We start from the raw sequence: 4,758 nt of genomic DNA, 5'->3' as shown, positions 1-4,758 counted from the left end.
ATTTGCCAAAAAGAAAAAAGACGATGAAGAGGAAGCTTAAATAGATGATCTCATTTGATCCTTAGTAGCTTTCCCTACATAAAGTCTTTGTAAATCAAAAAGAACTAGAAAAATCACTCATTTGTGAGAATTCTAGTTCTTTTTTTGTATTTCATAAACATTTCATATTTGGGTTTTATAATAGTCTTACAAATATGGAGGTGACAAATGAATCCAATCCAAAGAGCTTGGGCTTATGTCAGTAGAAAACGACTGAGAAGTTTTATTTTATTTCTGATTTTATTGGTCCTATTGGCCGGAATTTCAGCCTGTTTGACTCTGATGAAGTCCAACAAAACAGTTGAAACCAATCTTTACAAATCACTCAATACCTCTTTTTCTATTAAGAAGATAGAAAATGGGCAGACTTTTAAGTTGTCGGACTTATCATCCGTGAGCCAGATTAAGGGGCTGGAAAATGTTTCTCCTGAACTGGAGACGATTGCAAAATTAAAAGACAAGGAAGCGGTGAGTGGCGAGCAGAGCGTGGAGCGTGATGATTTGTCAGCTGTGGACAAGAACTTGGTTAGTTTAACGGCTCTTGAAGATTCAGCCAAGGATGTCACCTTTACCAGCTCGGCTTTTAACTTAAAAGAAGGTCGACACCTTCAAAAAGGGGATTCAAAGAAAATTCTCATCCACGAAGAGTTGGCTAAGAAGAATGCTCTTTCCCTTCATGACAAGATTGGCTTAGAAGCTGGACAGTCAGAATCTGGCAAAGGACAAACAGTTGAGTTTGAAATTGTCGGCATTTTTTCTGGTAAAAAACAAGAGAAATTTACAGGCTTGTCTTCCGACTTCAGTGAAAACCAAGTCTTTACAGACTATGAAAGTAGCCAAACCCTTTTGGGAAATAGTGAACATCAAGTTAGTGCAGCGCGCTTCTATGTAGAAAATCCGAAGGAAATGGACGGACTTATGAAGCAGGTGGAAAACTTGTCCTTGGAAAATCAAGGCTATCAAGTCGAGAAGGAAAACAAGGCTTTTGAACAAATCAAAGACTCAGTTGCAACCTTCCAAACCTTTCTGACCATTTTCCTTTATGGAATGTTGATAGCAGGAGCAGGAGCCTTAATTCTGGTCTTGTCTCTCTGGTTGAGAGAACGTGTCTACGAGGTGGGAATTTTACTGGCACTTGGAAAAGGCAAGAGCTCAATCTTCCTACAGTTCTGTTTAGAGGTAGTTTTGGTATCTCTCGGTGCTTTGCTTCCAGCATTTGCTGCAGGAAACGCAATCACAACTTACCTACTCCAAACTCTACTAGCAAGTGGAGAACAGACAAGCTTACAAGACACGCTAGCTAAAGCAAGCAGTCTATCAACCAGCATCCTATCTTTTGCAGAATCCTATGTTTTTCTAGTTCTGCTTAGTTGCTTATCTGTAGCCCTTTGTTTCCTATTCTTATTTAGAAAATCGCCGAAAGAAATTTTATCATCTATTAGTTAATACTCTTCGAAAATCTCTTTAAACCATGTCAGCTTCGCCTTGCCGTACTCAAGTACAGCCTGTGGCTAGCTTCCTAGTTTAATCTTTGATTTTCATTGAGTATAAGAAGGAGAAATCATGACTTTATTACAATTACAAGATGTTACCTACCGTTATAAGAACACTGCTGAAGCAGTCCTATATCAGATCAATTATAATTTTGAACCCGGAAAATTTTACAGTATTATTGGGGAGTCAGGAGCAGGAAAATCCACACTCTTGTCCCTCCTTGCTGGTTTAGATAGTCCTGTTGAAGGTTCTATTCTTTTTCAAGGAGAGGATATTCGTAAGAAGGGCTATTCTTACCATCGCATGCACCATATTTCCTTGGTCTTTCAAAATTATAACTTGATAGATTATCTTTCTCCACTGGAAAATATCCGCTTGGTCAATAAAAAGGCAAGCAAGGATACCCTCCTTGAGCTTGGTTTGGATGAAAGTCAGATCAAGCGGAATGTTCTCCAGTTATCAGGTGGTCAACAACAACGTGTTGCCATTGCTCGCAGTTTGGTGTCAGAAGCTCCAGTTATTCTAGCGGATGAGCCAACGGGAAATCTGGACCCTAAAACTGCAGGAGATATTGTCGAACTGCTCAAATCACTTGCCGAGAAAACAGGTAAATGTGTCATCGTCGTCACCCACAGCAAAGAAGTGGCACAAGCGTCAGATATTACACTTGAGTTGAAGGACAAGAAACTGACTGAAACTCGCAATACTAGTAAATAATTTAAGCTTGTTTTGATAGCATTATAAAATCAAATCTAGAAAGGGAACCTATGTTACACAACGCATTTGCCTATGTTACAAGGAAGTTTTTCAAATCGATTGTCATCTTCCTGATTATTCTCCTCATGGCGAGCTTGAGTTTGGTCGGCTTGTCGATCAAGGGAGCTACTGCCAAGGCTTCTCAGGAGACCTTTAAAAATATCACCAATAGCTTCTCCATGCAAATCAATCGTCGCGTCAATCAAGGTACGCCACGTGGTGCTGGGAATATCAAGGGTGAAGATATCAAAAAAATCACCGAAAACAAGGCCATCGAGTCTTATGTGAAACGCATCAACGCTATCGGAGATTTGACTGGATATGAACTCATCGAAACGCCAGATACCAAGAAAAATCTGACACCTGACCGTGCCAAACATTTTGGAAGTAGCTTGATGATTACAGGTGTCAATGACTCCTCCAAAGAAGACAAGTTTGTCTCTGGTTCTTATAAGTTGGTCGAAGGTGAGCACCTAACAAACGACGACAAGGACAAGATCCTCCTGCACAAGGACTTGGCTGCAAAACACGGCTGGAAAGTAGGAGATAAGGTCAAACTAGACTCTAATATCTATGATGCAGACAATGAAAAAGGTGCCAAGGAAACAGTCGAAGTGACAATCAAGGGACTCTTTGATGGTCACAATAAGTCGGCAGTAACCTACTCACAAGAACTCTATGAAAATACAGCAATCACAGACATCCATACGGCTGCTAAACTTTATGGATACACAGAAGACACAGCTATTTACGGGGACGCTACCTTCTTTGTAACAGCGGACAAGAACTTGGATGATGTTATGAAAGAGTTGAATGGCATCAGTGGTATTAACTGGAAGAGCTATACCTTAGTTAAGAGCTCCTCAAACTACCCAGCTCTTGAGCAATCCATCTCTGGTATGTACAAGATGGCCAACCTCCTCTTCTGGGGTAGCTTGAGCTTCTCAGTCCTTCTCCTTGCACTCTTGCTTAGTCTTTGGATTAACGCTCGTCGCAAGGAAGTGGGCATTCTCCTATCTATCGGTCTTAAGCAGGCAAGTATCTTGGGGCAATTCATCACCGAATCCATCTTGATTGCAATTCCTGCTCTTGTTTCTGCTTACTTCCTAGCCAACTACACAGCTCGTGCGATTGGAAATACTGTTCTTGCCAATGTCACTTCAGGTGTTGCCAAACAGGCTAGCAAGGCTGCTCAAGCCTCTAACCTTGGTGGTGGTGCAGAAGTAGATGGCTTTAGCAAGACCTTGTCGAGCCTAGATATTTCTATTCAGACATCAGACTTTATCATCGTCTTTGTCCTTGCTTTAGTTCTAGTCGTTCTCGTTATGGCGCTTGCTTCAAGCAATCTCCTTAGAAAACAACCAAAAGAACTTCTGCTGGATAGTGAATAAATTTGAAAAAATTAGTCTAAAATAGAGATTGCATCTTGTTTTTCTATTCCAGAATGGTGGATAGAGAATGGATATTTAACAATACAAAATAGAGTCGAAAGCAGTGGTGAAAATCATTGCTTTCAATCGCTTTCTTTGTACTTTAGTGCTTCAATATGATATACTAAAGCTATGGAATTTATTAGAAAGGAATTTCACAACTTATATATGGAATTTTGCATAAAAATCTATAGAAACCTTATCTTGAAAATAGATAGATAAATCTGTAGAAGCCTATCCATATTGCAAACATAGACTAGTAGACCTAGGAAGGGTCTGCTTTGGAAAATATAGATTAGTGAGGAAAAATAAACATTATGAGACAGACAAATGTTAGAGGGAGCTTATCCCTCCGTGGCTTTAGAAAATTAAGAACTGGTGCAATTGTTGCGACAGGTGTCATTCTACTGGGGCTGGGCTTTTTAGCTCCAACTGTGTCAGCCAGTGAACAAGATGGTGTCTGGGTAGCCAGAACAGTTGCAGAAGTCAAAGCTGATATTCAAAAAATAGACAATTTGTCACACTACACAATTAAGTGGGGAGATACACTGAGTGCTATTAGTGGTGCAACGGGGCTATCTGTTGATAGTTTGGTTGAGATAAATCGTATTGCAAATAGAGATTTGATTTTTGCTAATAATAAATTGTATTTTAGCGAAGAGGCTTTTCTAAAAGATGGAAATACAGAAGTAAAAAGACAGAGAGTGTCGATTGATAATTCTGGTAGTCGTCAAAGTTATGAAGTTGAAACAAAGACAGATACTGTAACTGGAGAGCAAACTACTACTGTTAAACAAACGACACCAGTAGTTGTGGAAACACCAGCAGCGACTGAACCAAAAGCGGACGAACCAGTGGTAACAACGCCGAAGGCAGACGAACCAGTGGTAACAACGCCGAAGGCAGACGAACCAGTGGCAACAACACCGAAGGCAGACGAACCAGCGACTCCAGCACCAAAAGTGGAAGAACCAGCGACACCAGCACCAAAAGCGGAAGAGCCGGCGACACCAGCGCCAAAAGCGGACGAACCAACAGC

General features: G+C 40.7%; 4 protein-coding genes. All 4 read left to right on the top strand.

The window, feature by feature from the left end; all coding sequences use genetic code 11:
- The first annotated feature begins 207 nt into the window (after nt 1-207).
- Nucleotides 208-1,485, top strand: a complete 1,278-nt coding sequence (locus ADI58_RS00155) for an ABC transporter permease (RefSeq protein WP_049521009.1) — start codon at nt 208-210, stop codon at nt 1,483-1,485.
- 117 nt (nt 1,486-1,602) lie between these two features.
- Entirely contained in the window at nt 1,603-2,250 is a 648-nt protein-coding gene (vex2, locus tag ADI58_RS00150) for an ABC transporter ATP-binding subunit Vex2 (RefSeq protein WP_049521008.1), read from the top strand.
- Nucleotides 2,251-2,300: 50 nt separating this feature from the next.
- The gene (gene vex3 / locus ADI58_RS00145; RefSeq protein WP_049510652.1) at nt 2,301-3,680 is read left to right on the top strand and encodes an ABC transporter permease subunit Vex3; all 1,380 of its coding nucleotides are present in this window, start codon (nt 2,301-2,303) and stop codon (nt 3,678-3,680) included.
- Nucleotides 3,681-4,036: 356 nt separating this feature from the next.
- Nucleotides 4,037-4,758 (top strand): LysM peptidoglycan-binding domain-containing protein (locus tag ADI58_RS00140; RefSeq protein ID WP_049521007.1); only part of this gene is annotated, 722 nt, incomplete at its 3' end.

Origin of the sequence: Streptococcus mitis, assembly GCF_001074635.1 — a bacterium.
Classification (GTDB): Bacteria; Bacillota; Bacilli; order Lactobacillales; family Streptococcaceae; genus Streptococcus; species Streptococcus mitis_E.
Note: the sequence above shows the minus strand (reverse complement) of the source record. Positions and strands in the feature narration are given on the sequence as shown.

Coding starts and splice junctions, on each gene's coding strand:
- ADI58_RS00155 (WP_049521009.1), top strand. CDS start 208: ATGAATCCAATCCAAAGAGCTTGGGCTTATGTCAGTAGAAAACGACTG.
- vex2 (WP_049521008.1), top strand. CDS start 1,603: ATGACTTTATTACAATTACAAGATGTTACCTACCGTTATAAGAACACT.
- vex3 (WP_049510652.1), top strand. CDS start 2,301: ATGTTACACAACGCATTTGCCTATGTTACAAGGAAGTTTTTCAAATCG.